At 71.6% G+C, this 26125-nt stretch carries 24 protein-coding genes; 16 read left to right on the forward strand and 8 right to left on the reverse strand.

Features of this window, described 5'->3' with window-relative positions:
• Positions 1 to 16: 16 nt before the first annotated feature.
• The 5 genes from WMF27_RS38005 to folK all read left to right on the forward strand — a co-directional run bounded on the left by WMF27_RS38005 (position 17) and on the right by folK (position 3672).
• A complete protein-coding gene (locus tag WMF27_RS38005; protein ID WP_437764013.1) occupies positions 17 to 703 on the forward strand; it encodes a sigma-70 family RNA polymerase sigma factor in 687 nt (228 codons plus the stop codon).
• Positions 700 to 1566, forward strand: a complete 867-nt coding sequence (locus tag WMF27_RS38010; RefSeq protein ID WP_437764012.1) for an anti-sigma factor family protein — start codon at positions 700 to 702, stop codon at positions 1564 to 1566. Before WMF27_RS38005 ends, WMF27_RS38010 begins: the two co-directional genes overlap by 4 nt.
• Before the next feature lie 76 nt (positions 1567 to 1642).
• A complete protein-coding gene (gshB, locus tag WMF27_RS38015) occupies positions 1643 to 2599 on the forward strand; it encodes a glutathione synthase (protein ID WP_437741930.1) in 957 nt (318 codons plus the stop codon).
• A 55-nt stretch (positions 2600 to 2654) separates the two neighbouring features.
• Complete coding sequence (locus WMF27_RS38020) at positions 2655 to 3062, forward strand: hypothetical protein (RefSeq protein WP_437764011.1); 408 nt, start codon at positions 2655 to 2657, stop codon at positions 3060 to 3062.
• Positions 3063 to 3174: 112 nt separating this feature from the next.
• On the forward strand, positions 3175 to 3672 hold the full coding sequence (folK, locus tag WMF27_RS38025) for a 2-amino-4-hydroxy-6-hydroxymethyldihydropteridine diphosphokinase (RefSeq protein ID WP_437764010.1): 498 nt from the start codon (positions 3175 to 3177) through the stop codon (positions 3670 to 3672).
• A 21-nt stretch (positions 3673 to 3693) separates the two neighbouring features.
• On the opposite strand, the gene WMF27_RS38030 is transcribed toward folK, so the two are convergent.
• Genes WMF27_RS38030 through WMF27_RS38040 form a run of 3 tightly spaced genes read right to left on the reverse strand, consistent with a single transcriptional unit; the run spans position 3694 to position 6102 of the window.
• Entirely contained in the window at positions 3694 to 4263 is a 570-nt protein-coding gene (locus tag WMF27_RS38030; RefSeq protein WP_437764009.1) for a hypothetical protein, read from the reverse strand.
• 4 nt (positions 4264 to 4267) lie between these two features.
• Positions 4268 to 5044 carry a 3'-5' exonuclease gene (locus WMF27_RS38035; RefSeq protein WP_437764008.1) on the reverse strand — a complete coding sequence of 259 codons (777 nt, stop codon included), beginning with the start codon at positions 5042 to 5044 and terminating at the stop codon, positions 4268 to 4270.
• On the reverse strand, positions 5041 to 6102 hold the full coding sequence (locus WMF27_RS38040) for a DsbA family protein (protein ID WP_437764007.1): 1062 nt from the start codon (positions 6100 to 6102) through the stop codon (positions 5041 to 5043). Before WMF27_RS38040 ends, WMF27_RS38035 begins: the two co-directional genes overlap by 4 nt.
• Before the next feature lie 59 nt (positions 6103 to 6161).
• Between WMF27_RS38040 and WMF27_RS38045 the strand changes: the two genes are divergently transcribed.
• Complete coding sequence (locus WMF27_RS38045) at positions 6162 to 6959, forward strand: response regulator transcription factor (RefSeq protein ID WP_437764006.1); 798 nt, start codon at positions 6162 to 6164, stop codon at positions 6957 to 6959.
• 109 nt (positions 6960 to 7068) lie between these two features.
• On the opposite strand, the gene WMF27_RS38050 is transcribed toward WMF27_RS38045, so the two are convergent.
• Positions 7069 to 8439 (reverse strand): OmpP1/FadL family transporter, encoded by a 1371-nt coding sequence (locus tag WMF27_RS38050; protein ID WP_437764005.1) that lies wholly within the window; start codon positions 8437 to 8439, stop codon positions 7069 to 7071.
• A 135-nt stretch (positions 8440 to 8574) separates the two neighbouring features.
• Here WMF27_RS38050 and WMF27_RS38055 point away from each other — a divergent pair, with 135 nt between their 5' ends.
• Positions 8575 to 9267 carry a hypothetical protein gene (locus WMF27_RS38055; RefSeq protein ID WP_437764004.1) on the forward strand — a complete coding sequence of 231 codons (693 nt, stop codon included), beginning with the start codon at positions 8575 to 8577 and terminating at the stop codon, positions 9265 to 9267.
• 13 nt (positions 9268 to 9280) lie between these two features.
• Here WMF27_RS38055 and WMF27_RS38060 read toward each other — a convergent pair whose 3' ends face one another.
• The 4 genes from WMF27_RS38060 to WMF27_RS38075 form a co-directional block, all read right to left on the reverse strand.
• The gene (locus WMF27_RS38060) at positions 9281 to 10477 is read right to left on the reverse strand and encodes a metallophosphoesterase (protein ID WP_437764003.1); all 1197 of its coding nucleotides are present in this window, start codon (positions 10475 to 10477) and stop codon (positions 9281 to 9283) included.
• A gap of 98 nt (positions 10478 to 10575) precedes the next feature.
• Positions 10576 to 11514 carry a hypothetical protein gene (locus WMF27_RS38065; protein ID WP_437943412.1) on the reverse strand — a complete coding sequence of 313 codons (939 nt, stop codon included), beginning with the start codon at positions 11512 to 11514 and terminating at the stop codon, positions 10576 to 10578.
• Positions 11515 to 11747: 233 nt separating this feature from the next.
• A complete protein-coding gene (locus tag WMF27_RS38070) occupies positions 11748 to 13853 on the reverse strand; it encodes a hypothetical protein (protein ID WP_437764001.1) in 2106 nt (701 codons plus the stop codon).
• Between the two features lie 57 nt (positions 13854 to 13910).
• Positions 13911 to 15932, reverse strand: coding sequence for a SpoIVB peptidase S55 domain-containing protein (locus WMF27_RS38075; RefSeq protein ID WP_437764000.1), 2022 nt, complete (start codon positions 15930 to 15932; stop codon positions 13911 to 13913).
• Between the two features lie 129 nt (positions 15933 to 16061).
• Here WMF27_RS38075 and WMF27_RS38080 point away from each other — a divergent pair, with 129 nt between their 5' ends.
• The 9 genes from WMF27_RS38080 (at position 16062) to WMF27_RS38120 (ending at position 26117) form a co-directional block, all read left to right on the forward strand.
• Complete coding sequence (locus WMF27_RS38080) at positions 16062 to 16304, forward strand: hypothetical protein (protein ID WP_012240189.1); 243 nt, start codon at positions 16062 to 16064, stop codon at positions 16302 to 16304.
• Between the two features lie 10 nt (positions 16305 to 16314).
• Positions 16315 to 17310: an aldo/keto reductase gene (locus tag WMF27_RS38085; protein WP_437763999.1), complete on the forward strand. Its 996-nt coding sequence runs from the start codon at positions 16315 to 16317 to the stop codon at positions 17308 to 17310.
• The gene (locus tag WMF27_RS38090; protein ID WP_437763998.1) at positions 17307 to 18092 is read left to right on the forward strand and encodes a phytanoyl-CoA dioxygenase family protein; all 786 of its coding nucleotides are present in this window, start codon (positions 17307 to 17309) and stop codon (positions 18090 to 18092) included. Before WMF27_RS38085 ends, WMF27_RS38090 begins: the two co-directional genes overlap by 4 nt.
• Before the next feature lie 606 nt (positions 18093 to 18698).
• Positions 18699 to 19130: a hypothetical protein gene (locus WMF27_RS38095; protein ID WP_437763997.1), complete on the forward strand. Its 432-nt coding sequence runs from the start codon at positions 18699 to 18701 to the stop codon at positions 19128 to 19130.
• Positions 19127 to 22126 (forward strand): TAT-variant-translocated molybdopterin oxidoreductase, encoded by a 3000-nt coding sequence (locus WMF27_RS38100; protein ID WP_437763996.1) that lies wholly within the window; start codon positions 19127 to 19129, stop codon positions 22124 to 22126. The genes WMF27_RS38095 and WMF27_RS38100 overlap by 4 nt, the downstream gene beginning before the upstream one ends.
• The gene (gene nrfD / locus WMF27_RS38105) at positions 22123 to 23556 is read left to right on the forward strand and encodes an NrfD/PsrC family molybdoenzyme membrane anchor subunit (RefSeq protein WP_437763995.1); all 1434 of its coding nucleotides are present in this window, start codon (positions 22123 to 22125) and stop codon (positions 23554 to 23556) included. Before WMF27_RS38100 ends, nrfD begins: the two co-directional genes overlap by 4 nt.
• Entirely contained in the window at positions 23546 to 24313 is a 768-nt protein-coding gene (locus WMF27_RS38110) for a DUF3341 domain-containing protein (RefSeq protein WP_437763994.1), read from the forward strand. The genes nrfD and WMF27_RS38110 overlap by 11 nt, the downstream gene beginning before the upstream one ends.
• Entirely contained in the window at positions 24310 to 24915 is a 606-nt protein-coding gene (locus tag WMF27_RS38115; RefSeq protein ID WP_437763993.1) for a c-type cytochrome, read from the forward strand. Before WMF27_RS38110 ends, WMF27_RS38115 begins: the two co-directional genes overlap by 4 nt.
• Entirely contained in the window at positions 24912 to 26117 is a 1206-nt protein-coding gene (locus WMF27_RS38120; protein ID WP_437763992.1) for a hypothetical protein, read from the forward strand. The genes WMF27_RS38115 and WMF27_RS38120 overlap by 4 nt, the downstream gene beginning before the upstream one ends.
• The last annotated feature ends 8 nt before the right edge of the window (positions 26118 to 26125 follow it).

Here is a 26125-nt window from a genome sequence, read left to right on the forward strand (position 1 = left end):
TCCCCCGAGCGAGCCCATGCCGTTCTTCTTCAGCAAGAAACCTGCGTCCGTAGCGCAGGACCTGTCGTTGGCCAGCGCCGACGGTGGCCGCGTCGACGCCTTCGAGATCGAGCTGCTGGGTCATCTGGACACGCTCTATGGCGTGAGCTGCCGGATGACGAAGAGCTCGACGGAGGCGGAAGATCTGGTCCAGGACACCATCGTCAAGGCGATGCGCGCCCGGGATCAGTTCGAGCCGGGCACCAACCTCAAGGCCTGGCTGCTTCGGATCCTGACGAACACGTTCATCAACCGGTACCGTCGCGGGGGCCTCGAGCGAGGCATCTTCGACGGTCCCGACGCCGAGCCGCTCACCGATGCGTGGGTCGGCGCGACGACGATGCGCGCGATGCGCGATCCGGAGACCCAGGCGCTCACGCCGCTGGTGGAGGCGGAGGTGCAGCGCGCCCTCGACGCGCTGCCCGAGGAGTTCCGGCTGGCCGTGGTGCTGTCGGACATCGAGGAGCTCTCCTACAAGGAGATCGCCGAGGCGATGGGCTGCCCCATCGGCACGGTGATGTCGCGCCTGCACAGGGGCCGCAAGCTCCTCCAGAAGACGCTGCGCGAGCACGCGGTCCTGATGGGCATCGTCAGCGAAGACGCGGCGAAGGACGCGCCCGCTGACCTGGACGCGTACCGCAAGCGGAAGCGGGGTGCCGCATGAGCGCTGCGAAATCGATCGAGAGCTGTTCGCGGTTCGACCACGCGCTGTCGGCCTACGTCGACTGCGAGCTGGATCCGGACCACGCCGTCGATCTCGAGTCCCACCTCGTCCAGTGCCCTCCGTGCTTCGAGCAGGTGAGGCTCTTGCGCTCGCTGCGGGCGAGCCTGAAGCGGGCGCGGCCTTCGGGGTGCCCGGACGCGCTGCGGGCGCGCGTCGCCGCGGCGGTCGCGCACGAGCAGGCGCGCGACGCGGCGCAGGCGGCCGAGGCGAGGCCGCGCCTCGTGCACAGGGGGTACGCGATCGCGCTCGCCGCGGCGGCGGGCGTCGTCTTCGTCGTGGGCGTGGCGCGGCGGCCGGACGCGCCGTCGGAGGCCGCGAGGGCGGACGCCGCGAGGGCGGCGGCCGATCGCGCGGCGGCCGCCGCGAGCGTCGAGGTCCTGCTCGACGATCTCGTCACCCAGCACGCGCAGCCGCTGCCGCCGGAGACGACCAACCCGGAGGACCTCCCGCGCTTCGATCCGTTCGTCGGCGTCCCGGTCCGCAGGCCGAAGTTCCAGTCGATACCGGCGAACTTCATGGGCGCCCGCGTGCACACGATGCGCGATCGGCGCGCCGCGCTGCTCCAGTTCGTGGTGCGGGGCAACCACCGCGTGACGGTCTACATGTTCAACTCGCGCGCGGTCCCGGTGCAGAAGGCGCAGCCGATCCTGCAGCCGCGCGTCGTGCGCGAGCGCCCCGTCTACGTGGGCAACATCAACGGCTACTCGGTCGCCGCCGCCGAGCGCAGCGGCGTCGGCTACGCGCTCGCCTCGGATCTCGGCGACGACGTCAGCACGCAGCTCGTCCTCGCTGCGATGCAGTGAGCGCGCCGGCGCTCGTTCCATGGCGAGGCGCCGTCCTTCCCTCCCACCCCGACCACCCCCTACCGCGAGAGACCGCATGCGCTTCGTCTTCGTCATGGATCCGCTGAGCCGCGTGACGCACGACAAGGACACGTCGTTCGCCTTCATCCGCGCGGCGCAGGCGCGCGGCCACGAGAGCTACCACTGCTTGCCGCGCGACCTCTCGATCGAGGGCGGCGAGGCGCACGCCTCGGCCTCGCCGGTGCTCATCGGCGACGCGCCCCCGTTCATCTCGCTCGCGGGGGGCGCGCAGCGGCTCCGGCTCGCGGACGTGGACGCCATCTTCATCCGCAAGGACCCGCCGTTCGATCGCAGCTACCTGTACGCGACGCTGATCCTGGAGCGCGCGCGGCGCTGCCCGCTCATCGTGAACGACCCCCGCGGGCTGCGCGACGCCAACGAGAAGCTCTACGCGCTGAACTTCCCCGAGTGGACGCCGAGGACGCTGGTCACCGCGGACCGCGAGCAGATCCACGCGTTCGTGCGCGCCCTCGGCGGCACGGCGGTGATCAAGCCGCTCGACGGCGCGGGCGGCCTCGGCGTGCTGCAGATCAACGAGCGCGACAAGAACGCGCGCGCCATCGCGGACATGATGACGAACGAGGGGCACCGCCTCGCCATGGTCCAGGAGTACCTGCCCGCCGTCGTCCACGGCGACAAGCGCGTCCTCTTGCTCGACGGCGAGCTGCTCGGCGCCATCCTCCGGGTGCCCCGCGACGACGATCACCGCTCGAACATCCACGTCGGCGGGCGCGTGGTCTCGACGGAGCTCTCGCCGCGCGAGCTCGATCTCGTCCGCGCGGTCGCCCCTCGCCTCCGCGCCGACGGCCTCTTCTTCGTGGGCCTCGACGTCATCGGCGAGCGCCTGACCGAGGTGAACGTCACGAGCCCGACGGGCATCCAGGAGCTCGGGCGCTTCACCGGCGCGGATCCGGCGGCGAGGGTGATCGCCTGGGCCGAGGAGCGAGCGCGCGGCCAGGCCGCGCGCGCGTGAGCCGCCTCGATCTGGAAAGTTGGCCCGGAGCGCCCGCCTCTGCGAAGGGTCCCCCATGGGCGAGTCATTCGAGCGGTGTGCCGTCTGCAGCGACGGCGAGCAGGGCGATCGGGACGGCGGTGCGCCCGGGGATCCTCGCGCGAGGACGCGGATGGCGCGCGTGGTCATCCAGGGGCGCTCGCTGAGCCTGTGCCGGACGCACGCGGCGACCGTGGCCGCCGCCATGCCGGAGACGTTCGAGGAGATGCGCGCGCTGTTCGTGGGGCTCCAGCGCGGCGCGCAGCCGGCGCAGCGCGCCGCGCAGCCGGCGCAGCGCGGCGCGCAGCCGGCGCAGCGCGATCCGTCCATCGAGCGCCGCTCCCCCATCCCGCGCCGCAACCCCGAGGATCGGCGCGTCTTCCCCCCGCGGCCGGAGGGCCGGCGGCTCGGCGCAGGACGCCGCGCCAGCGATCCGGGGGAGTGATCGCGGCGGCCGCGCCGGCGCCCTGCTCGCGCCGATCCCCGGAGCGGCGCCCGCTCTCCGCGCGGAGCGCCGCGGGCCGCCGGATGCGCGCGGCGCGTGGTAGGTTCTCGCCATGAGATCCCGCCGGCATGTCGTCATCGGGCTCGGGTCGAGCCTGGGCGATCGCCTGGCGACCCTCCGCGCCGCCATCGCGGCGCTCGGCGCGGATCCCGATCTCGACGTCATCCGCGAGTCGTCGCGCTACGAGTCGCCGCCCGCTGGCGGCCCTCCGCAAGGCGACTACGTGAACGCCGCGGTGCTCGTGGCCACGTCGCTGCCCGCGCGCCAGATCCTCGAGCGCACCCTCGCCGTGGAGCGCGCGCTCGGGCGGACGCGCCCCGATCCGGTGCGATGGGGGCCGCGCACGATCGATCTGGACCTGCTCTGGATCGAGGGCGAGGTCGTCGCGGAGCCGGATCTCGAGGTGCCTCACCCGCGGCTCTGCGGCCGTGTGTTCGCGCTCAGGCCGCTGCTCGACGTCGCCCCCGGCGCGCGCGACCCTCGCACGACCGTCGCGTACGCCGCGCTCCCCGAGGCGAGCGCGCCCATTCGCAAGCTCGATCCGATCTGATCGGCGCCGCGCGCGCGGCGCTCAGCGCGAGCGCGGCGGGCCGGAAGCGGCGCGGGATCGGAGGCCGGCGCTGCCGCCGGCGTACGACGCCGCGCTGCCGATCGTGACCACCACGACGAGCAGCAGCGCCCACCCCAGCGCGCCCGCCGGCGCGCCGTCGGCGAGCGCGAGCGCCCACGCGAGCGCCGCGACGACGGCGCCGCTCGCGGCGGCCTCGCGCCGCCCGGCGCGCCCGCCGAACCGCCCCACGAGGTAGCCGCCGGCGACCCCGGCGAGCGCGAACGCGAGCGCGTTGAGCCCCACCATCGCGAGCCGCACCGAGCCCTGTGCCCCGGCGTCCCCCGCCCGCTCGATCATCCGGCGCAGCAGCGTGTTGACGACCCCCGCGAGCGGCAGCCACGCGATGAAGATCGCCACCGTCCCGAGCGCGATCCAGTGCCACGGCGGCCGGTCCTCGCCCTCGTCGTCGCCGCTGCTCTGCAGCACGGGGAGCTTGCGCTTCTCCGGCGCTGCCGCGCCACCCCGAGGAGGCGCCGCGCCTGCCGCGCCGCTGCCGACGACCGGGAGGCGTCGCTTCGGCGCGTCCCCCATGGCGTCAGCTGGGCTTCGAGGTCGGGGGCGGCGCGGCGGCAGGGGCCTTCCGCCAGAACTTCCGCGCTTCGTCCTGCAGGCGGACCAGCCGGCGCTGCTCCTGGATCAGGCCGCCGTAGGCGCGAGGCACACGCGGATCCTTCGCGAGCGCGTACAGGACCTGGAGCGCCGCCTCGGCGTCGTCCGTCGCGCGGTGCGCCTTCTCGAGCGAGATCCCGAGCCGAGCGGCCATGTCGCCGAGGGCGCGGCTCTCCTCGTTCTTGTAGAGCTCGCGGGCGAACGTGAGCGGATCGACCCAGTCGACCTCGCGCCGCATGGCGGGCGGCGGCTCGTGCGGGCGCATGCCCACGCGCTCGAGCTCGGCGAGCAGGAACGAACGATCGAAGGTGGCGTTGTACGCCGCGGGGATCGCCCCCTTGAAGCAGGTGAGGATCTCCTCCGCGACCTCGGCGAACGACGGCTTGCCCTCGACGTCCGCGTCCTTGATCCCGTGGATGGCGGTGCTCTCCGCGGGGATGGGCCGCCCCGGGTGGATGAGCCAGTTGTAACGCGTCAGGATCTCCCCGGAGCGGCCGATGACGATGCCGAGCTCGATGATCCGATCGCCCGCCGGATCGCGCCCCGTGGTCTCGACGTCGACGAAGGCGATGGGCTGGTCGATCCAGGCGCAGCCCGCGTCGATCTCCGACGCGACACCGACGGCGCGCACCTTGAGGAGGTGCGCGATCCCAGGGTAGTGCCGGCCCGTCGGGAAGCAGCCGCACGGGTCGGCGACCTTCACGGCGTCCTCGGCTTGGCGGGCTGGACGGGCGCAGCCGAGGTCGCGGGGCGCGCCGCGCCGCCCGCCGGCGCGCTGGTCCCGGCGGCGGGGATCGCGCTGGCCGCGGAGATCGCGCTGCCGGAGGGCGACGCGTCGTCCGGCTTCGGGGGCGCAGGCCGCGGCGTCTTGCCGAGGAGCTCGAGCTCGAGCTTGACCCACGCCTCGAGATCCTGGCCGGGGTTCGAGAGGAGCTGGAGGTTGACCTCGCGGCCGTTGATGAAGACGAGGGGCGTGCCCTCGAGCCCGACCCCGTCGGCCTGCAGCTTGTCCTTGTCGATGCGCGCCTTGGTGTCGGTCGAGACGAGATCGGCGCGGAACTTCACCATATCGAGCTTGAGCCGCTGCGCGTAACGCTCGAGGTCGGCCTGCTCCAGCTTGTCCTGGTTCTCGAAGAGGAGGTGGTGCATCTCCCAGAACTTGCCCTGGTTGAGCGCGGCGGTCGCCGCGCGCGCGGCGGGCTCGCCGTGGACGTGCGCCGAGAGCGGGTAGAACTTGAAGACGAGGCGCACCTGCCCGTCGAAGCGCTTCACGAGCGCCTCGAGCAGCGGCGACATCAGCCTGCAGAAAGGGCACTCGAAGTCGGCCCACTCGACGATCGTGATCGGCGCGTCGGGCGGCCCCATCTCCGGCGAGCCGTCGGTGGCGAGCGTCTTCACCTTGTTCGCGTCGAAGCGCATGTGGAACGCGTCGTCGCGCTCCTTCTTCGACCGGCCGTCCTTGACCAGATCGAGCAGGAGCTGCGCGGCGGGGAGGCACGCCTTGCAGGGGCGCTGCTCCTTCACGCACTGCGCGATGCTCACGGGCGTGTCCGGGCAAGGGGAGAGGAGCTCGGAGACCTGAGCCGCCCACTCCCGGCGCTCGCGGGGAGTCAACGAGGAGGTGTCCACGCCCGGCAGCGAGACCGACACCTCCGGGCTCGCGGCCGGCTTGGGCTCGTTCGAGCTCGGGTTCCCAGGACAGCCCGTGGCGCCGATCGCGAGCGACGCGAGGAGCGGCGGCATCCAGCGCAGGAATGACATCGCGGCGCGAGCTTAGTCGGACCCCTTGCGAGATGCTAGCGCGGGTGTAGCGTCAAGAGGTGCGGAGCGTCCTCTACCGCTTCCCGGATCTGCAGCAGTTCGAGCAAATCGTGTGCGATCCGGAGGAGCGTGACCTCGAGCTCGGGCTGCCCGCGGGGGAGGTCGTGGCCGATGGCGAGTGGGTGCTCGCCATCTTCGAGCTGGGTGAAAACCGCCGCGCGACGTCGGCCGCGGCGTGCGCGTCGGTCTCACCGGAGGGGGCGCGGCTCACGTTCGAGCCGCGCGACTGGCATCGCCTCGCCCAGTTCGCGCGGACGGAGGCGCCCCGCCCCGGATCCGTGCCCGACACCGACGCCGCGGCGCTCCTCCGCGCCGCGGACGGGGCCGGGCCCGCCGCGTCATCCGGCGTCCAGGGCGCCGGCCCGGCAGGCCGGGCGCCGCCGCCCCCTGCGCCGCCTCGGCTGAAGGGCAAAGGCTCGCGGGTCCTCGTGGTCGACGACGACCCCCACATCCGCGAGCTCCTGTCGGCGATGCTCGAGGCGGTCGAGCTCGCCGTCGTCGCCGTCGCGAGCGCGGAAGAGGCGCTGGCGCGGGTCCGCGGCTCACCGTTTCACCTCGTGGTCCTCGACTGGAACCTCCCGAAGATGACCGGCATCGACCTGTGCCGGACGCTGCGGCAGGACCCCGGGCTCCGCGATCTCCCGGTCCTCTTCCTGACGGCGCACGCCTCCTCGCAGGACATGGTCGAGGCCTTCGCCAGCGGCGCCGACGACTACATGGTGAAGCCCTTCCGCGCCCCCGAGCTGGGGGCTCGCATCTTCAGCCTGCTCCGCCGGACGCGGCGCTCGACCTCCTGAGGAGCGGCGACGCGGCGACGCGGGCTCGCGCTCGGTCACCGCACGCAGATTCCGCGCTCAGGTTCCGCGCTCAGGTTCCGCGCTCAGGTTCCGCGCTCAGGTTCCGCGCTCAGAAGGCGACATCGACGTTGAGGTTGATCACGCCGATGCTCTGCGCGTAGTGCCCGCCGGAGTCGGGAGCCCTCGAGTTGGGATGCAGGCTGGCGGTGATGCTGTCCCCCGTGGTGTCCCGGCTGACGTAGAACAGGTGGGTATACGACGCGGCGAGGTGCAGCTGCTTCGCGACATGGAAGCGCCCGCCGAGGGCGAACGAGACGTCGTGGAAATCGACGGCCGATGGATCCAGGGTCTCGTCCGGAACTGCGTTGGAGTCGTACCCGACGCCGCCGAAGAGCTCGATCGCGGGCCGTGGCCAGTGGCTCCAGCCCACGCGCACGCCGAACGTGTCGTCCCAGCGGCGGGCGATGTTCTGCACCACGCGGGCGCCCTCTCCGGCGAAGCCGTCGCGGTCGATCTCGCACGCCGCGCCGACCTGGGTGAGGCACTGGTTTTCCATCGAGCTCCACCGCGTCCAGTCGCCGAAGAGCCGGACCTCGAAGCGCTCGGCCGGGACGAAGCGGGCGCCGAGCCGCACGATGTCCGGCAGGCCCTGGTGCAGCTCCACGTCGCTCGGGGAGCTCGACACCCCGCTGAAGCGGTTGGTGAGCGTGCCCTCGAGCGACTCTCCCCCCGTGACGTTCGGCCGCGACTGGTACGACGCGCCGATCCAGAGCCGCTCCGGCGCCGCCTCGACCAGCGCGCCGACGCCGAAGCTCGCGTGGAAGCCGCTCACCTCGAGCAGCGAGCGCCCCTCGGTCGCAAGGAGGTTGTCGCCGGAGGCGTTGCGGGCGCGCACGGTGTTCATCTGGGTCCGAATCAGGTTGCCCGAAAGGCCGAGGCTGAGGCGGAGCGACGGGATCTTGTAGGCGGCGGCGAGGGTGAAGAACATCGTCTGGAGCGAAGACTCGATGGAGTGCCAGCGCTGCACGCCGTCCACCGGCCCGGCGAGCTCGCGATTGCCCTCGAACGCCGCGTTCGTGTCCCAGGACGCGGCGCCGCCGAAGGGCACATAGACGCCGGCGCCCAGCGCCAGATCGCCGAGCCTGGCCGACGCGCCGAGCATCGGCGAGGCAGCCACGTTGAACAGGCTCGCCTCCCCCGTGTTCGCCCGCGGCACCGTCACGTCATCGGTCGCCGCCGCCGAGTGCGTGTAGGACGCGGCGCGCAGCGCGATATTTCCGTCCAGGAATAGATGAATCCCCTCGCTCTCGGCGAGGCCTGCGGGGTTGTAGTAGACCGCGGTCGGATTGCTCGTGATCGGGTTGCCGTGCTCGCCGCCAAACCGCGCGGTCGCGAACCCACCGGCGAGCGCGGATCCGGTCCAGGCGAGGCCGCCGAGGAGGCCGACGGAGATCGCGAAACAGGGGCGGTGGATGGACATATCCGGTGTTCTCGATTCTGAGGGCGGAGGAATGCGGCGCATGCGGCGGACCCTGCATGGTAGGGTTGCAACACCTGCCACGTCGGGGAACGTTCTACCCGCTCAAGTCAAATGTCACCTCTCGCACGGTGTCAAATGCTTTTCTCCCGCACCATCCGGACAACGCTCGCCTCAGCTGCCCTCACCACCGCCGCGCTCCTCATCGGCTGCGCCGACCCGGAAGGCAGATACGATGACTTCGAAGCTCGCGATACCACGATCCGCGAAGACCAGAGCAGCGGCGAGGGTGGTGGTGGCAGCGGCGGGAATGGCGGCGCTGGAGGCGGCGGGGACAACTGCCTGCCGGAAGCGGGCGCCGTCGACGGCGATTTCCTCTTCAGCCTCTCGGCCTATCTCAACCCGCGGGCCCCTATCCTCTTCGTGGCCAGCCTGACCACCGAGGCCAGCGACGGCGGCCTGAGCTTCTCGCTGACCTTCCAGCCGCTCGTGGCCGCCGATCGCGAGACGCCCACGGGCGAGCCGTTCGACGTGGGTCCCTTCGAGCTGTCCGCCGATGGGACGTTCACCGCGCAGCTGCCCACGCTCGTCGTGCCGGGCGACGCCAACTCCATCTCCGGCAGCGAGCTCGAGGCCACCATCACGCTGACCGGCGGCTCCCTCTGCGCGCCCGCCGATTTTATCTGTGGCGTTATCACCGGCACGACGGCGAGGCCGCTCCCCCTGAATCTCAAGGGCTCTACCTTCGCCATGGAGCGAATCGCCGATCCGAGCAGCTACCCGGCGCCGGTCATCAACTGCAAGAGAGACCCGGCGAACCCGCTCGAGTGAGCGCCCGGTCGGGTCACGCCACGGCCTCCGCCGCGGCGGCGCCTTCGAGCTCGATCAGCGAGATCTCGGACGGCGCGCCGACGCGCATCGGCGGCCCCCAGTAGCCCGTGCCGCGGCTCACGTAGATCTGGCTGTCGCCGTGCGAGGACAGCCCGGCCACGTAGGGCTGGTCGAGCCGCACGAAGAAGTTCCACGGGAAGATCTGACCACCGTGGGTGTGGCCGCTGAGCTGCAGGCCCACGCCCCGCTCCGCGGCCTCCAGGATCTGCTTGGGCTGGTGCGCGAGCAGCACGAGCTCGCGAGAAGGGTCCCGCCCCGCGAGCGCGCGCGCGAGGTCGGGGCCATGGCCGCGGCCCATGCCGCGGGAGCTCCAGTCGTCCACACCGGCGAGGTCGAAGCCGTGCTCGCCGTCGCCGATCGAGACACGCTCGTTGCGCAGCACCGTCACGCCGAGCCGGCGGAGCTCCGCGATCCACGCCTCGGCGCCGGAGTAGTACTCATGGTTGCCCGTCACGAAGAAGACCCCGTGCCTGGCGCGCAGATCGGCGAGCGGCGCGGTGTGCTCGCGGAGCTCGCCCACGGAGCCGTCGACGAGATCGCCCGTGATCGCGATGAGATCCGGCTCGAGCGCGTTCACGCGCGCGACGACGCGCTCGAGCCAGGCTCGGCCGATCGTCGGGCCGATGTGGAGGTCGGTCAGCTGAACCACGCGAAAGCCCGACATGGCCGCGGGGAGGCGGCGGAGGCGGACGCGCACCGGGCGGACGGCGACGTCGCCGAGGGCGCTCGCGGCGCCGGCGACGCCGAAGCTCATGGCGAGCGCTCCGGCCGCGCCCGCGAGGGCGCGCGAGAGGAAGGTGCGGCGCTCGCCGTCGAGCGGCTGGTTCAGCAGCGCGGTGACGCCGTGGGCGCCGAGGCGGACGAACTCGGAGGTCAGCAGGAGGAAGAAGAGCAGGACGGCGAGCCCGACCCACGTGTAGACGACGCCGGCGACGACGCCGGCGACGTGCCGGGGCAGCGCGCGGGTGAGCAAGAGGCCGAGGGGCACCAGCGACGCGAGCACCACCAGGGCCACGCTGCCGACGCGGTGCCAGAGCGGGCCGAGCTCGGGCGCGCGGATCATGCGCTGCCAGAGGTAGTAGTGGACGCCTGCCACGATGGCGCTGAAGACAGCGATGAAGACGACGAAGGAGAGGAGAGGCCGCTGCACGCGTCCAGCATGACCACGGCGGCGCGCGCCCGCCGCTCCGATCCGCGCCGGAGCCAGGCTCGACAACATTTCTTAACGGAGCGACGCGCGGACGGCGGCTACGACGTGCTCACGCACACGCCGAACCCGGCGGGGTAGATCGCGCTGCCGCCCTGGCACTTGGCGCCTGCGCCGCATTCCGGCGCCCTGCTGTCGATGCGGCAGAGCTGCTTGCACTGGTTCGTCAGCATCGAGCACACGAAGCCGGGCGCGCACGGGCAACGCTCGTCGGCCCGCCCCTCGCCCGGCACCACGCAGCTCGTCGTCCCATCCTCGCGGACGATCGTGCAGGTGAGGCCCGTCGGGCACACGCTGTCGTTCAAGAGCTCGCAGTTCATCGCGGGGACACAGACGGGGATCGGGACCGGAGCCCTCGCGCTCGCCTCGACGACCGACTCGGCCATCGGTCGCTCGTCGCAGTACGTCCCCGCCGCGCAGCTCTCGACGTGACCACAGCAGTACTGCCGGCACACGCCGCCCTCCCCGTCGGCTGCCACGCACCCCAGGCCAGCCGCGCAGTCGGCGCCGCTGTGACAAGGGCCGCCTGCCTCGAAGCGGCCCGCCGGCCGGCAGCTCGGGATCGCATCGCCGTCGTCGAGCACGAGCTGGCAGTGCAGCGTCTGCGCGGCAGGGAGCCCCGTCCCTGTGCTCGCGCCGCCGTCCGACGAGCACTCGGTCGGCTCCCCGCCTGGGGTGCAGCCATCGCCGCACAGGTAAGCGAAGCGGGTGTAGGGGTCCTGCGCCTCCGGAGCCGCCGGGATGTTGAGGTCCTCGTTCACGACGCCGCCGGCACCGCCGCTGCCGCTGCCGCTGGCGCTGGCGGGCGGAGGGGGGCTGCCACCCGATTGGGTCGACGCGCCCTCGCCGCCCCCACTCCCGAACACCCCGCCGCCGTCTTCGTACCCACCCGCCGAGGCGTCGCCCATCGAGCACGCGGAGAGCACGAAAACCCAGGCCGCCGCGAGGCCAGAAAGCAGACGGGCGTGGTGTGAGCTCATTCCAGGACCACCAGAAAAGCACAAGCGGAATGAGCGTATCATGTCGCCTCTTGCATTCACAGAATGTGCCCATTCGGTGTGTCGCCGCCAGGGCGCCGAGCGCAACCTGGGGGAGGGCGCCGCCCTGCGCGCCGCGCACACGGACGCGCCTCGGCCCGGGGGCGCCCCTGGCGCAAGCATGACGCCCGTGTCGCGCCGAGCGCCGGGCCGCGCGCGAGGGTGTGTGATGGCGCCTACCGCGCCTCGATGTCGCGGGTGACCACGTTGCCCGCGCTGTCATAGGCGCGCACCGCGAGCAGGTGCGCGCCCGGCGGCACGATCGCGCCGAGATCCGCCTCAAACGGCTCGACGGCCTCGTCGAAGACGCCGTCGCTCGGGAAGATGGGCCGCCACTCCTCCAGGCCCGCGATCGAGACCTCGACGCGCGCGACCGGACCGAGGCCGTCCGCGACCTCGCCCGTGAGCCGGCGCCCCTGCAGCGCGAGCGCCCGGAACACCGGCGGCGTGTTGTCGACAAGGACGGTGCCGGACTCGAGGCTGTGGCGCAGCGTGCGCTCGGGCGGGTTCGCCAGCTCGTCGCTCGCCTCGACGAGGAGGCGGTACTCGCCTTCCGGAAGCGCGGTCGTGTCCCATACGTGCTCGGCGCGCGTCACCTTCTCGCCCGGCTTCAGCAAGCTGCGCCAGGTCGACTGCCCCTCCATCCGGTAAGAGAGGCGGTAGCGGAGGTCGTCCTGATCTGGATTGTCGACCTTCCATGTCAGCTGGAGCGAGCTCACGGGCTTCGGCGCCTCCCCGCCCGACGGCGGGAGGCTCGAGCGAGAGGGCTTCGCCTGCCCCTTCGGCGCGGCCTCGATCGACGTGACCACGGCGCGCGCGTTGTCGGTGACGAACGAGAGCTTCACCTCGCGGAGCACCGCGCCCGGATCGCGGCGCCAGCGCGCGCGGATCTGCGCGAAGCGCGCCGGCGGGCTCTTCACGTCGCCCGGCGCGGCGAGCGCCGTCGACCACGGGCTCCAGGTGCTGTCCGGGGTGTCGGTGTTTCCGCTCCGGGTCTCGAGCTCCAGCGCGCCGTCGGAGCGCCACGAAAGGCGCCCGAACGTGGCCCGCAGCCCGGCGTCGAGCACCTTGCTCGTCCACACCGCGTCGGCGCCGCCGACGCCCTTCACCTCGTGGAAGACCGCGGGGTCGGTGGTCGCGACGAACCTGCGCCGCCCGGCCATCAGGAAGGCGCCGACCTGGCGCTCGTCGGTGTCGGCGACGAGCCGCGCGACGTGGTTGTCGCTCACGGCGTAGAGCTGGCCTTCCGCGCCGGTCCCGACGTACGGCGTCAGGTCGTCGCCGAGGCCGAGCGAGACGTAGTGGGTGTCGTCGTCGCTCATCATCTTCTCGGCGACGCCGCTCCGATCGAAGCGCATGAGCACGCCCTTGCCGGGCTTCTGCGCGCGCGCCGGCTGCGGCGACGGCGGCCCGTTCCGGTTGCGCTTCGGGGGGGCGAACGCCTCGGCGTACTTGTTGGCGATCGCGTAGATCGCGCCGCCCTTCGCGCCCGGCGCGATGGCGATGGCCTTCACGTCGTCGGCGTCGAAGTCGTAGAGCACGGTCGCGCGCCCGGGCGCCGTGAGCTTGTAGAGGAGCGCCTTGCCGTTCGAGCCGGCGTAGACGGCGCCGTCGTCCCCGACGGCGACGCACATGAGGTGCGGCTCGTCGCTGTCGAAGTACACCTGGGCCTTGCCCGCGGCGTCGACGCGGAACAGCTTCCCCCCCGAGCCGGTCGCCGCGTAGAGCGCCTTCGCCCTGGGATCGTACGCGAGGCCCCACACGTCCTCGGTGTCGGGGAGCTCGGCGAAGACCTTCGCAGGACCGCCGTTGCCCGCGCCGCGCGGCAGGCGGAAGAGCTTGCCCTCGGGGAAGGTCCCCGCGATGACGTCGCCATCGAACGCGAGCGCGAGCGCGCTGACCGCCATCTGCCCGGTCGCGGCCACGAGCGCGACCCGGCCGCCCGAGACGCTGTAGATCTTCCCCTCGTTGCCCGTGCCGAGCAGCACCGTCCCGTCCGGCAGCACCACGGAGCTCCAGATGGACGTCGCGTCCGGCAGCGGCGTCGCGCCGAGCGTCAGCCCGGCGCGCACGGCGCCGTTCGAGTCCACGCTGACGCCGGTGAGATCCCCGCCCTTCAGGTCCTCGAGCGATCGGAGCTCGAAGCTGCGCGTGCCCACCGCGTGGGCCGGCAGCGCCACGAGCCCCGCGGCGGCGACGGCGGCGGCGAGGAGCCTGCGCGGAGAGGGGACGGCGCGAGGGTGAGGCGTTCGGGAATGGGCAGAAGAGCGCTCTGTGCTCATGGGTCGCAAGATGGAGGGGGGGTCAGGTGAAGAGAGGGAGGCGGGAGACCGGCGGGCTCAGCGGAGGATAGGCCGGACCGTGACGCTCACGGAGTCTTTCCCGACCAGGAAGCGCTTGAGGCGCACCGGCACCTGCACCTGCGCGCCGAAGGTCTCGGGCGCGTCGGACGCGGAGGTCGGGCGCAGCGTGTCCATCGCGCCCGGGGGGAGCCGCGAGGCGACCTTGCCGCGGTACGCCGCGCCGTTCTCCCGGAGCCGGAACGTCGCGACGACGCTCTCCGCGTCGTGGGTCTGCCTCGGCAGCATCGCCACGAGCTCGGCGACGTTGTTCGGGGTCGCCATCGGGCGCTCCACCTCGTAGCCGGGCGCGAGATCGATGTCCACCCGGCTGCCGGCGAGCTCGCGCGGCACCGGCACCTCGATGACGCGCGACTCGATGGGGCCCTGATGTGGCTGGAGATCCAGGCGGATCCGCGCGGGCGCGCCTGCCTCGATCTCGGGCTCGAGCACCTTCGCGCCGCGCAGCAGCACGACCTCGCGGTCGAAGGTGACCTTCACGCGGGTGTCGACGCGCTCGATCGAGACGTCCTCCCAGGGGTTGTTGAGCAGGGCCCCCATCGCCCGGACGAGCCGGCTGCGGACGAAATCGTCGCTGCTGAGCGGGGTGCCGCTGCCGGCGCCGAAGTCGACGAGCGAGATGGTGCCGTAGCGCCCGATCTTCACCTGGCTCACCGCCCGCCAGGTCATGTCGCGCCGCTCGGCCGTCGTCGCCTCGACGGCGTTGCCGACGGCCATCGAGACGAAGGCGGGCGCGAGGAACTGATCGTGCGCGACCTCAACGTTCCACGTCGGGTGCGGCGCGCCGTCCACGCCGTCGATCTGGACGCGCATCGGGAAGACCGGCGCCTTCGCCGAGCTGTCGACGACGATCGCGGCCTGCCGATCGTTCACCAGCGTGCCCAGGGGCCGCACCGCCTCGCCGATCTTGAAGCTCCGGTTCTGGCTCGCGAGGATCCAGTGGACCCGCGCGATCGCGGCGGGGAGGTTCGTGACGCCGCCGTTCATCATCGGGTGGCCGAACGCGACCAGCTTGTCGCCCGACACGCGCGTGACCGTGCCGATGCCCATCGCGGAGATGTCGCCGCGCACGAGCTCGACGCCGATCGCCCCCCCGTCGACGTACCTGGTCGGCGCGCCCGGCTCTGGGCTCGCGGACGAGCCGCCGCCGGCCTGCATCGGATCGAGCCCCATGGGGCCGAGCAGATCGCTCGCGATGCGCAGCGACGTCCCGCCGAGCCCGCCGAGCATCACCGGCGTCGAGGCGCGCGCGAGGCCCGTCGACTCGGGCGGGGCGAGCGACGGCGCGACGCGCGCGGCGATCTGGCTGGCGTGGCCGGCGAGGTCGTAGGCGTCGACGGCCCCCAGGAAGCCGCGGCTCCCGTGCAGGCGGGCCGGCGCGGCGGCGCGCGGCGGCGGCGTCGCACCACCGGCGCGGCTCACCGGGGTGGGCAGCGGGCCGCCGACCTTCGGGGCGATCCCGCGCGGGAGCGGCCGCGCGAGCTCGTCGAGCATCGACTTGATCGGGGTGACGCCGGCGATCGCCTCCGCGCCGAAGAGCCAGCCGTACGCGTAGGCGCCGATCATCTTGCCGTTCAGGTAGATCGGGCTGCCGCTCATCCCCGCCACGGTGCGCGCGACCTCGAGGCGCGGGTGCTGCGTCTTGACGAGGACGAGGTCCTGGTTCGGCCGGAAATTGCGGAGCGTCGAGATGACCTCGACGTCGAACTTCTCGGGCGTGGTGCCGGAGAAGACGGTGAGGCCGTACCCCTTCATGCCCGGCTTCACCTCGGAGAGCGGCAACGTATCGGGCGGAGCGGAGATCGCTCGGGCCGCGCCGACGCCGACGGCGACGCTGCACGCCGCGCCGGCGAGCAGGCTCAGGGGGATGAGGCGGCCGTCGCGGTCGACGACGGCGCGGGCGGCGCGCGCGATCGCCCTCGCGCCGCGGGTCGCGAGCGGGGCGGCGCGCGCGAAGAGGAAGGAATCCGGACGAAACCACGGCATGTTGCGCAGAGGCACGGGCCAAGCTTAGCCCGGATTTGGTAGCGCGACAGAGCGGGGGCGCGGGCCGCGCCGGGAGGTCACCGCGCTGCCCAGGGTCGCCGTTTTCCAGAGGCGAGGCGCGCGGGCGACGCTAGGCTTCGCCCCGTGAAGGATATCGCGGCGACCGCGACGCTCGTCCTTTCGTTCGCCGCCTGGGTGACCACCCACGTCGCGCTGGCCGCGCGGCTCGCGCTCCGGAGCCAGCCGCGCTGGCGCGGGCTCGTCGCGCTGGTGGTGCCGCCGCTCGCGCCGATGTACGGCTTCCGGCTGGGGTGGCGGCGGACGAGCACCCTGTGGCTCGTATGGCTGATCGTGTACGTGCTCGCGCTCCTCGTCGCGCGGGCGTGAGGAGCAGGGCGTGGCGCCTGACGTGAAGGCAGACGACGTGAGGGCGGGAATGACGGCGAAGCGGCGGCCGGGCGCGCCGCCCGCGATCCTCGTCGGCACGATGAACTTCGGCGGCCGCACGCCGCCCGAGGAGGCCGAGCGCATCACCCTGCGCGCGCTCGAGCGAGGGATCACCGCGTTCGACACGGCCAACCTCTACCAGGACGGCGCGTCCGAGCGGATCCTCGGCCGGGCGCTCCGGGGCCGCCGGGCCGAGGCGCAGATCGCCACCAAGGTCGGCCTGCGCCGCGTCCGGGGCAGGCCCGAGGGCCTCGGGCGCGAGCGCGTGATCCGCGCCGTCGAGGAGAGCCTCGCGCGCCTCGGCACCGACCGCGTCGACGTCTGCTATCTCCACGCGCCGGACCCGGAGACGCCCGTCGAGGAGACGCTGTCGGCGATCGACGCCCTGCTCGAGCAGGGGAAGATCCTGCAGTACGGGGTCAGCAACTTCGCGTCGTGGCAGATCCTGGAGATCATCGCGCGCCGCGACGCCGTCGGGGCGCCGCGCCCCGCCGTCTCTCAGGTGCTCTACAACGCGCTGATCCGCCAGCTCGACGTCGAGTACGCCGCCTTCGCGCGGCGGTACGCGCTGGCCACCGCGGTGTACAACCCGCTCGCCGGCGGGCTCTTGACGGGGCGGCACGCGGGGCCGGAGGCGACGCAGGCGGGCTCGCGCTTCGAGCGCAACGGCCTCTACCAGCGCCGGTACTGGAGCAGGCGCATGTTCGAGCTCGCGGCCGGCTACGCCGCGGTGGCGGCGGACGAAGGAATGAGCCTGCTCTCGCTGTCGTACGCCTGGCTCGCGGGGCGGGACGTCGTCGACTCCATCCTGGTCGGCCCGGTCCGGGCAGAGCACCTCGACGCGGCGGCCGACGCCGTCGGGCGCCCGCTCTCGGAGGAGGCGGCGCGGCGCATGGACGCGCTCTACCGCGATCACCTGGGCACCGACGCGAGCTACGCGCGATGATCGAGCTCCTGCTGCCCGGGGCCAGGGACCTCGATCTCGCGGGCCCCCTGGCCGACTACGCCGCCCGCGGCCACGCCCGCCTCGGGCGCGTGATGACCGACGCGGGGCTCGCGGCGCTGCGCGCGCGCTCGGATGACCTGATGCTCGGGCGCGTCACGTACCCCGGGCTCTTCTTCCAGCACGACGCCGCGTCGGGCCGCTACGAGGATCTGCCGTACGGCAAGGGCTACCAAGGGCCGAGCACGTCGTACCGGAAGCTCGAGAAGCTCGAGAAGGACCCGCTGTTCCTCGCCTGGATCGAGAACCCGCTCTTCGAGAGGATCGCGCGCGCGCTCATCGACGGAGAGGTCTCCATCTACCGGGCCGTGCTCTTCAACAAGCCCGCGTCCGGAGGGACGCCGCTGCCCTGGCACCAGGACGGCGGCAGCTACTGGGGGCTCGATCGCGACCCCGAGCTGCAGATCTGGACCGCGCTCGACGACGCGCCCGCCGGCGGCGGCTGCGTGGAGGTGCTGGAAGGCAGCCACATCGACGGGCTCGCGACGCCGCTCGGCGGCGTCATTCCGGCCGACCGCGTACGCGCGGCCGACGCGGACGCCCGCAAGATCGCGCTGCCGGCGCGCGCGGGCGAGGCCCTGCTGATCCACAACTACCTCTGGCACTGCTCCGCCGTGAACCGGAGCGGCCAGCCGAGGCGAGCGTTCACCGTCTGCTACATGAGCAGGGCGACCCGCTGCCTCCGGAAGAAGAAGGCCCCACGCACGTTCACGCCGGTGTTCTGAGCGCCCCCGGGCAGGCGGCCCCGGCGCGGCCGGCGCCCCTCGCTCGCCAGCCCTCCCCTTCCCCTGGCTTCCCCCGGCTTCCCCGGAACGTTCCCCGGCCGGCGCCGGCGTTTCGAGAATTTTTCGATCCGGCGGCGCATCCAGTTCGTTCCCGTATCGTAAGGACGGACGCCTGCGCCCGCGGCAACTTGCCGCACCCCCGCGGCGACCTGCCGCGGCGTGGAGCCTCAATTACCCACAGCGGCAATCTGCCACGGTCACGCGGCACTTTGCCGTCTTGTCGCACCCCGCCAGCAAGCCATAACTGCGCCCGCGCGTCCTTCCGACGCCCACCACAACCCTATGGCTCGGTTCCTGTTCCCACGATGGGCCAACAAAGTGGTTCCGCTGGGGCTGCTCTTCGGAGTCCTGCCCCTCGGCACCGCTGTGATCGGCGGATTCTGGTACTACGGTACCAACAAACATCTCGAGGTCGGGTATCAGCCGGATCAACCGGTTGACTATTCCCACAAGCTGCACGCCGGCGACCTCGGCATCGACTGCCGCTACTGTCACAGCACAGTAGAGGTATCCAGCTTCGCCGCGGTTCCCCCCACCGAGACGTGCATGAACTGTCATGCCAAGGTGCGGCGGGACAGCGACAAGCTCCTCCTCGTGCAGGAGAGCTGGGCGACGGATCAACCCATCCCCTGGGTGCGCGTCCACAACCTTCCTGACTACGCCTATTTCGACCACTCGGCCCACCTGGCCGCAGGGGTCGGCTGCGTGAGCTGTCACGGCCGCGTGGACCAGATGCACAAGGTCCGGCAGGTCCAGCCGCTCTCGATGGGATGGTGCCTGGACTGCCACCGCGATCCGGCGCCCCACCTCCGCAATCCCGCGGACGTCACCAAGATGGATATGGCACCCGCGACGGCCGCCATGGCGGGCGCCGGCATCCCCGCGAGCCACGAGCCTTACAACGATCGCGTGCCAGCGGTCACTTCCTCCGGGCGGCAGGTGCAAGCGCCGCTTCACTGCTCGGGGTGCCACCGATGAGTAAACGAACTCCCCTCCCCCTCGCCCAGGACCTCTCTGGAAAGACCTACTGGCGCAGCTTGGACGAGCTCTCCGGCTCGCCCGACTTCGTCGACGCGCTCGGGCGCGAGTTCCCGCCGGCCGCGTTCGAGCCGCCGGAGGGCGTCGGGCGGCGCACGTTCCTGAGCCTCATGGGCGCGTCGCTCGCGCTCGGTGGCCTCGTGGGCTGCCGCCGGCCCGTCGAGCAGATCCTGCCGTACTCGCGGACGCCGGAGGAGGTCATCCCGGGCAAGCCGCTGTTCTTCGCGACGGCGCTGCCGATGATGGGCACGGCATTCGGCGTCATCGTCGAGAGCCACGAGGGGCGGCCCACCAAGATCGAGGGCAACCCGAAGCACCCCGAGAGCCTCGGCGGCACCACCCTCTATACCCAGGCCGCGGTCCTCGACCTCTACGATCCCGATCGCAGCAAGTCGCCGCGCGAGGGCGCGAACGAAAAGTCCTGGGACGACGCCGCGGCGTTCCTCCGCACCGAGGGCGACAAGCTCCGCGGCCGCGGCGGCAAGGGGCTCACGATCCTGACCGAGGCGCACCGGTCGCCGACGCTGGCCGCGCGCCTCGCCGATCTCCGCAAGACGCTGCCGGAGGCGCGCGTCGTCCGGTACGAGCCCTTCTCGCGCGACGCCGCGCGTGAGGGCGCGCGGCTCGCGTTCGGCAAGCCGCTCGAGACCACGCTCGACCTGACGAAGGCGCGCGTGATCGTCGCGCTCGACGCCGACCTGTTCGCCTCCGACGGCAGCCCGCTCAAGCAGGGGCGCGCGTTCACGGCGGGCCGCGCGGTCGACAAGGACCCGAAGGCGATGAACCGGCTCTACGCCGTCGAGAGCGCCTTCACGATCACCGGCGCGGCCGCGGATCACCGGCTCCGCATCCAGAGCCGCAAGATCCCCGCCTTCGCCTTCGCCCTCGCGGCCGAGCTCGGCAAGCGCGGGGTCGCGCTCGACCCGCAGCTGCTCAACGCGCTCGAGGGCAAATCGGAGGGGCTCGACGCCAAGGCGACCCGGCACGTCGCCGCCATCGCCGCCGACCTCGCCGCCAACCGGGGCCAGGGCGCTGTCGTGGCCGGGCGCTCGCTGCCGAAGGAGGTCCACGGGCTCGTGCACCTCATCAACCTCGCGCTCGACAACACGGGCAAGGCGGTCCGGCTCGTCGCGCCCTTCGACGACGCGCGCGAGGGCCCCGAGGCGCTCGTCGAGCTCGCGCACTCCATCGAGAAGGGCGAGGTCGAGACGCTGATCATCCTGGGCGGCAACCCGGCCTTCGACGCGCCCGCGGACGCGCGCTTCGCCGACGCGCTCGCCAAGGTGCCCGCGAGCGTGCACGTCTCGACGCACGTCGACGAGACGAGCGAGCGCACCAAATGGCACATGAACCGCGCCCACCCGCTGGAGTCGTGGAGCGACGTGCGGGCGGAGGACGGGACGGCCAGCGTCGCGCAGCCGCTCATCGCGCCGCTCTTCGGCGGCAGGACCGACGCCGAGGTCATCGAGCTCCTGCTCGGCGGCTCGCGGACGGCGTACGAGCTGGTGCGGGCGACCTGGCTGACCGCCGAGGGCGCGAAGCGCACCGAGGACGAGTTCCGCCGCGCGCTGCACGACGGGCTCGTCGCGGGGAGTCAGTTCGCGGACGAGCAGGTGGCCGCCGCGGCGCAGGGCGCGATCGAGGCGCTGCGCGCGTTCGCGCCCGCCGTGGGCGAGGGCCTGGAGGTGACCTTCCGGCCCGACGTGCACGCGTGGGACGGCCGGTTCGCGAACAACGGGTGGCTCCAGGAGCTGCCCCACCCGATGACGAAGCTCACCTGGGGCAGCGCCGCGAACCTCTCGCCCTCGACGGCGGCGCGGCTCGGCCTGAAGGACGGCGACGTCGTGACGCTGACGGGCAGCGGCGCGTCGGTGCGGATCCCCGTCCTCGTCGCGCCGGGGCAGGCCGACGACTCGGTGGGCATCACCGTCGGCCAGGGGCGGCGCGCGCGGCTCCGGGTCGGCCATGGCGTCGGCGTCGACACGACCCCGCTGCGGAAGAGCGACGCCTTCGAGCTCGCCGGCGGCTTCTCGCTGGAGAAGACCGGCGAGGTCGTCGAGCTCGCGCGCACCCAGGAGCACTTCGTGATGGAGGGCCGCCCGCTCGCGCGGGAGGGGACGCTCGCCGAGTTCCAGAAGGACGCGGCGTTCGCCCAGAAGCAGGTCCACGTGCCGCCGCTCCTCAGCCTGTTCAAGGAGCCGAACCGGCGGCAGGGGCACGCCTGGGGCATGACCATCGACCTCAACGCCTGCCTCGGCTGCAACGCGTGCGTCGTCGCCTGCCAGGCCGAGAACAACATCCCGGTCGTCGGCGCCGACGGCGTGCGGCAGACCCGCGAGATGCACTGGCTCCGGATCGACCGCTACTTCCAGGGCACGGACCCGAACGAGCCGGAGAGCATCTCGCAGCCGCTCCCCTGCCAGCACTGCGAGAACGCGCCGTGCGAGCAGGTCTGCCCGGTCGCCGCCACGACGCACAGCCCCGAGGGGCTGAACGACATGGCGTACAACCGGTGCGTCGGCACGAAGTACTGCGCCAACAACTGCCCTTACAAGGTCCGCCGCTTCAACTTCCTCGAGTACGGCCAGCCGGACTCGGAGGAGCGGAAGATGCAGTTCAACCCCAACGTCACCGTTCGATCGCGGGGCGTCATGGAGAAGTGCACCTTCTGCGTGCAGCGGATCAACCACGCCAAGATCGACGCCAAGCGAGAGGGGCGGGAGCACATCAAGGACGGCGAGATCGTGACCGCGTGCCAGGGCGCTTGCCCGACGCAGGCCATCGTCTTCGGCGACCTCGACGACCCCGAGAGCCAGGTGGCCGCCACGTCCGCTAGCCCGCGCGGTTACAGATTGCTGGACGAGATCAACACCAAGCCGCGGGTCACCTACCTCGCCAAGATCCGCAACAAGAACCCGGAGCTCGCCGACGCATGAGCGCCACAGCACCCCTCCAGGTCGATCACCCCCGGCTCTCGGACCGCGCCGCCCTCTTGGACGAGGCGCCGCTCGTGCAGGGGAAGGACGACTTCCGCTCTCTCACCGACAAGATCTCGGGCATCGTCCTCAGCAAGCGCCCCCCCGGGTGGCTCGTCCTGCTGTGCCTTGCCATCAGCATCCTCTTCATCCTCGCCGGCTCGCTCGTTCACCTCGTCGGGACCGGTATCGGTATCTGGGGGCTGAACACCACGGTCAACTGGGCGTGGGACATCACCGGCTTCGTGTTCTGGGTCGGTATCGGCCACGCCGGCACGCTGATCAGCGCCATCCTCTTCCTCTTCCGCCAGAAGTGGAGGACGAGCATCAACCGCGCCGCGGAGGCGATGACGATCTTCGCGGTCGCGTGCGCCGCCATCTACCCGGTGGCCCACCTGGGCCGGATCTGGTTCGCCCACTGGCTGTTCCCGATCCCGAACCAGATGAGCCTCTGGCCGAACTTCAAGAGCCCGCTGCTCTGGGACGTGTTCGCCGTCTCGACGTACGCGACGGTCTCGACCCTCTTCTGGTTCGTCGGGCTCATCCCTGATCTCGCCACGATGCGCGACCGGGCCACGACCCGGACGAAGCAGATCGTCTTCGGGATCCTCAGCCTCGGCTGGCGCGGCTCGCACCGCCACTGGCTCCACTACGAGAAGGCCTACCTGATCTTCGCCGGGCTCTCGACGCCGCTCGTGCTCAGCGTGCACACGATCGTGTCGTTCGACTTCGCCGTCTCGATCATCCCCGGCTGGCACACGACGATCTTCCCGCCGTACTTCGTCGCCGGCGCCATCTTCAGCGGGTTCGCGATGGTCGTCACGCTGATGGTGTTCGCGCGCAAGGCGTTCGGTCTCGAGGGGCTCATCACGATGCGGCACCTCGAGAACATGAACAAGGTCATCCTCGCGACCGGCACCATGGTCGGTTACGCGTACGGGATGGAGCTCTTCATCGCCTGGTACAGCGGCAACGGCTACGAGCAGTTCGCCTTCCGGAACCGCATCCTGGGCCCGTACGCCTGGGCCTACTGGACCATGGTGAGCTGCAACGTGATCTTCCCGCAGCTCTTCTGGTTCAAGAAGGTGCGCACCAGCATCCCGGCGATGTTCATCCTCTCGCTCCTGGTCAACATCGGGATGTGGTTCGAGCGCTTCGTCATCATCGTGACGAGCCTCCACCGCGACTTCCTCCCCTCGAGCTGGACCTACTTCCGCCCGACCATCTGGGACATCTCGACCTTCTTCGGTTCGTTCGGCCTCTTCTTCACGCTCTTCCTGCTGTTCGTCCGCTACATGCCGATGGTCGCGATCAGCGAGGTGAAGGGGGTCACGGCGGCGGCCGATCCTCACGGCTCGCACAGCAACGACGAGGCTCATCATGCAGCGTAACAGCGATGCCCGACGCCAGAAGCGCTCCGGGAAGCCTGCCTCGGCCGAGGAGGCACGGGCGCTCAAGGACCCCGCGCGCGACAGCCAGCCCGACATCAAGCCGCAGGGCCACGTGCCCGAGGACGACGCGGAGTACGACGAGCCCCGCGAGAGCGGGCCGCACGGGCAGGCCGCGCTCGCGATCGAGCGCAAGCTGGAGCGCAAGGCCGAGCAGGAGGCGGACGGGGAGTCGGCCCTGTTCGGGGTGATGGGCTACTTCACGACCCCGAAGGACATCTTCCACGCGTGCGAGGCGCTCCGGGACGCCGGGTACAGCCGCTTCGACGCGCACACGCCGTTCCCCGTGCACGGGCTGGAGAAGGCGATGGGGCTCAAGCCGTCTCCGCTGCCGTGGCTCGTGCTCGGCGGCGGGGCGGCGGGGCTCGCCGGCGCCATCGCGCTCGCCTGGTACACCCAGTACTACGACTATCCGCTCATCATCAGCGGCAAGCCGTCGTTCTCGTACCAGGCCTTCATCCCCATCTTCTTCGAGCTCACGGTCCTCGTCGCGGCGCTCACGTGCTTCTTCGGGCTCTTCGCGCTCGGGCGCCTGCCCACCTTGTTCCACCCCACCATGACGCACCCCTCGTTCCCGCGGGCGACCGACGACGCCTTCTTCATCAGCGTCGAGGCGAGCGACCCGAAGTTCGATTCCACGGAGACGCGCAACCTCCTCCAGCGCCTCGGTGCCCAGGGCATCAGGGAGGTCTCCTCGTGAAGCGCTGGTGCATTCCTCTCCTCGTCGTCCTGGCAGGCTGCCGCGGACAGGCGAGCAGCGATCCGCCGCTCCACATCTTCGGAGACATGGACTGGCAGCCCAAGTTCCAGCCCGAGGAGGGCACCCGCCTGTTCCCCGACGGGCGGGCGATGCGGCCGATCGTCGAAGGCACGGTAGCCCAGGGAGCGCTCGACGAGAGCGAGGCCTACCGCACCGGCAAGGACGGCGAGACGTTCCTGGCGTTCGCGCCCATCACCGTCGATGAGGCGGTGATCCGGCGCGGCCAGGATCGCTTCAACATCTACTGTGCGCCGTGCCACGACCAGAGCGGGAGCGGCCAGGGCATGGTGGTGAAGCGCGGGTACCCGCCCCCCATCGACCTCGCGTCCGACCGGGCCCTCGGCCTGCCCGACGGCGAGATCTTCAACGTCATCACGCACGGCGTGCGCAACATGCCGTCCTATCGGAAGCAGATCCCGGTCAAGGACCGGTGGGCGATCGTCACGTGGGTGCGCGTGCTGCAGCACAGCCAGCACGCGCGCGTCGACGACGTGCCCGAGGCCCAGCGGGGCAACATCGCGAAGGAGAGCGGAACTCCATGAAGTCCCACGGAAGTGCTCTGGCCGAGGACACGAAGGTCCTCGATCCGGCGGTCGCGAAGCGGCTCGTCTCGGGGAGCATGGTGCTGGCGATCGTCGGCGTGGCGCTCTCGGCGGCGGCGGCGGTCTCCGACGCGAAGCGCTTTGCGTTCTCGTACCTCACCGGCTTCACGTGGCTCGTGACGATCGGGCTCGGCGCGCTGTTCTTCGTGATCATCCAGCACCTGACCCGCGCGCGCTGGTCGGCGGCCGCGCGCCGCCACATGGAGTGGATGAGCGGCGTCCTGCCCGCCTGCATCGTGCTCTTCCTCCCGGTCGCGGTGCTCGCCCACGACATCTACCATCACTGGATGGGGCCCGACGCGGCGAACGATCATGTGCTCCACCAGAAGGCGCCCTACCTGAACCCGACCTTCTTCTACATCCGCGCGGCGGTGTTCCTCGCGGCGTGGGCGGGCCTCGCGCTCTGGTTCATCAAGACCTCCCGCGCGCAGGACAAGAGCGCCGATTTCCGGCCCACCGCGAGGATGCGCGCCGGGGCGGCCCCGGCCGTCATCGTCTTCGCCCTGACCATCTCGTTCGCGGCGTTCGACTGGCTGATGAGCATCGACCCGCACTGGTACTCGACGATCTTCGGCGTCTACGTGTTCGCCGGCGCGACCACGAGCTCCCTCTCGGCGCTCGCGCTGATCACGATCGCGCTCCACAAGGCGGGGCTCCTGCGCAAGGTGAGCAACGTCGAGCGCCAGCACGACATCGGCAAGCTGCTCTTCGGCTTCACGATCTTCTGGGCCTACATCGCGTTCTCGCAGTTCATCCTGATCTGGTACGCGAACATCCCGGAGGAGACGATCTTCTACCAGCACCGCTGGGAGGGCTCGTGGAAGGTCGTGAGCCTGGCCTTGCTGTTCGGGCACTTCGTCGTTCCGTTCCTCGTCCTCCTCTCGCGGCACGCGAAGCGGAGCCCGCTCGTGCTCGGCGCGTCTTCGGTGCTCCTCCTCGTGATGCACTACGTCGACCTCTACTGGCTCGTCATGCCGAACGTGGATCACCACGGCGCGCACCTGAGCTGGATCGACCTCGCCGGCTTGCTCGGCCCGCTGGGCGTGGGAGCGTGGATGCTCGCGCTCCAGGCGGCCAAGAGCCCGCTGTATCCCCTGAACGACCCTCACCTTGCCGAAGCGGCTCGGATCGACAACCCGTAAGGAGCCGG

Source organism: Sorangium sp. So ce281 (genome assembly GCF_051527395.1).
Lineage (GTDB): Bacteria > Myxococcota_A > Polyangia > Polyangiales > Polyangiaceae > Sorangium > Sorangium cellulosum_B.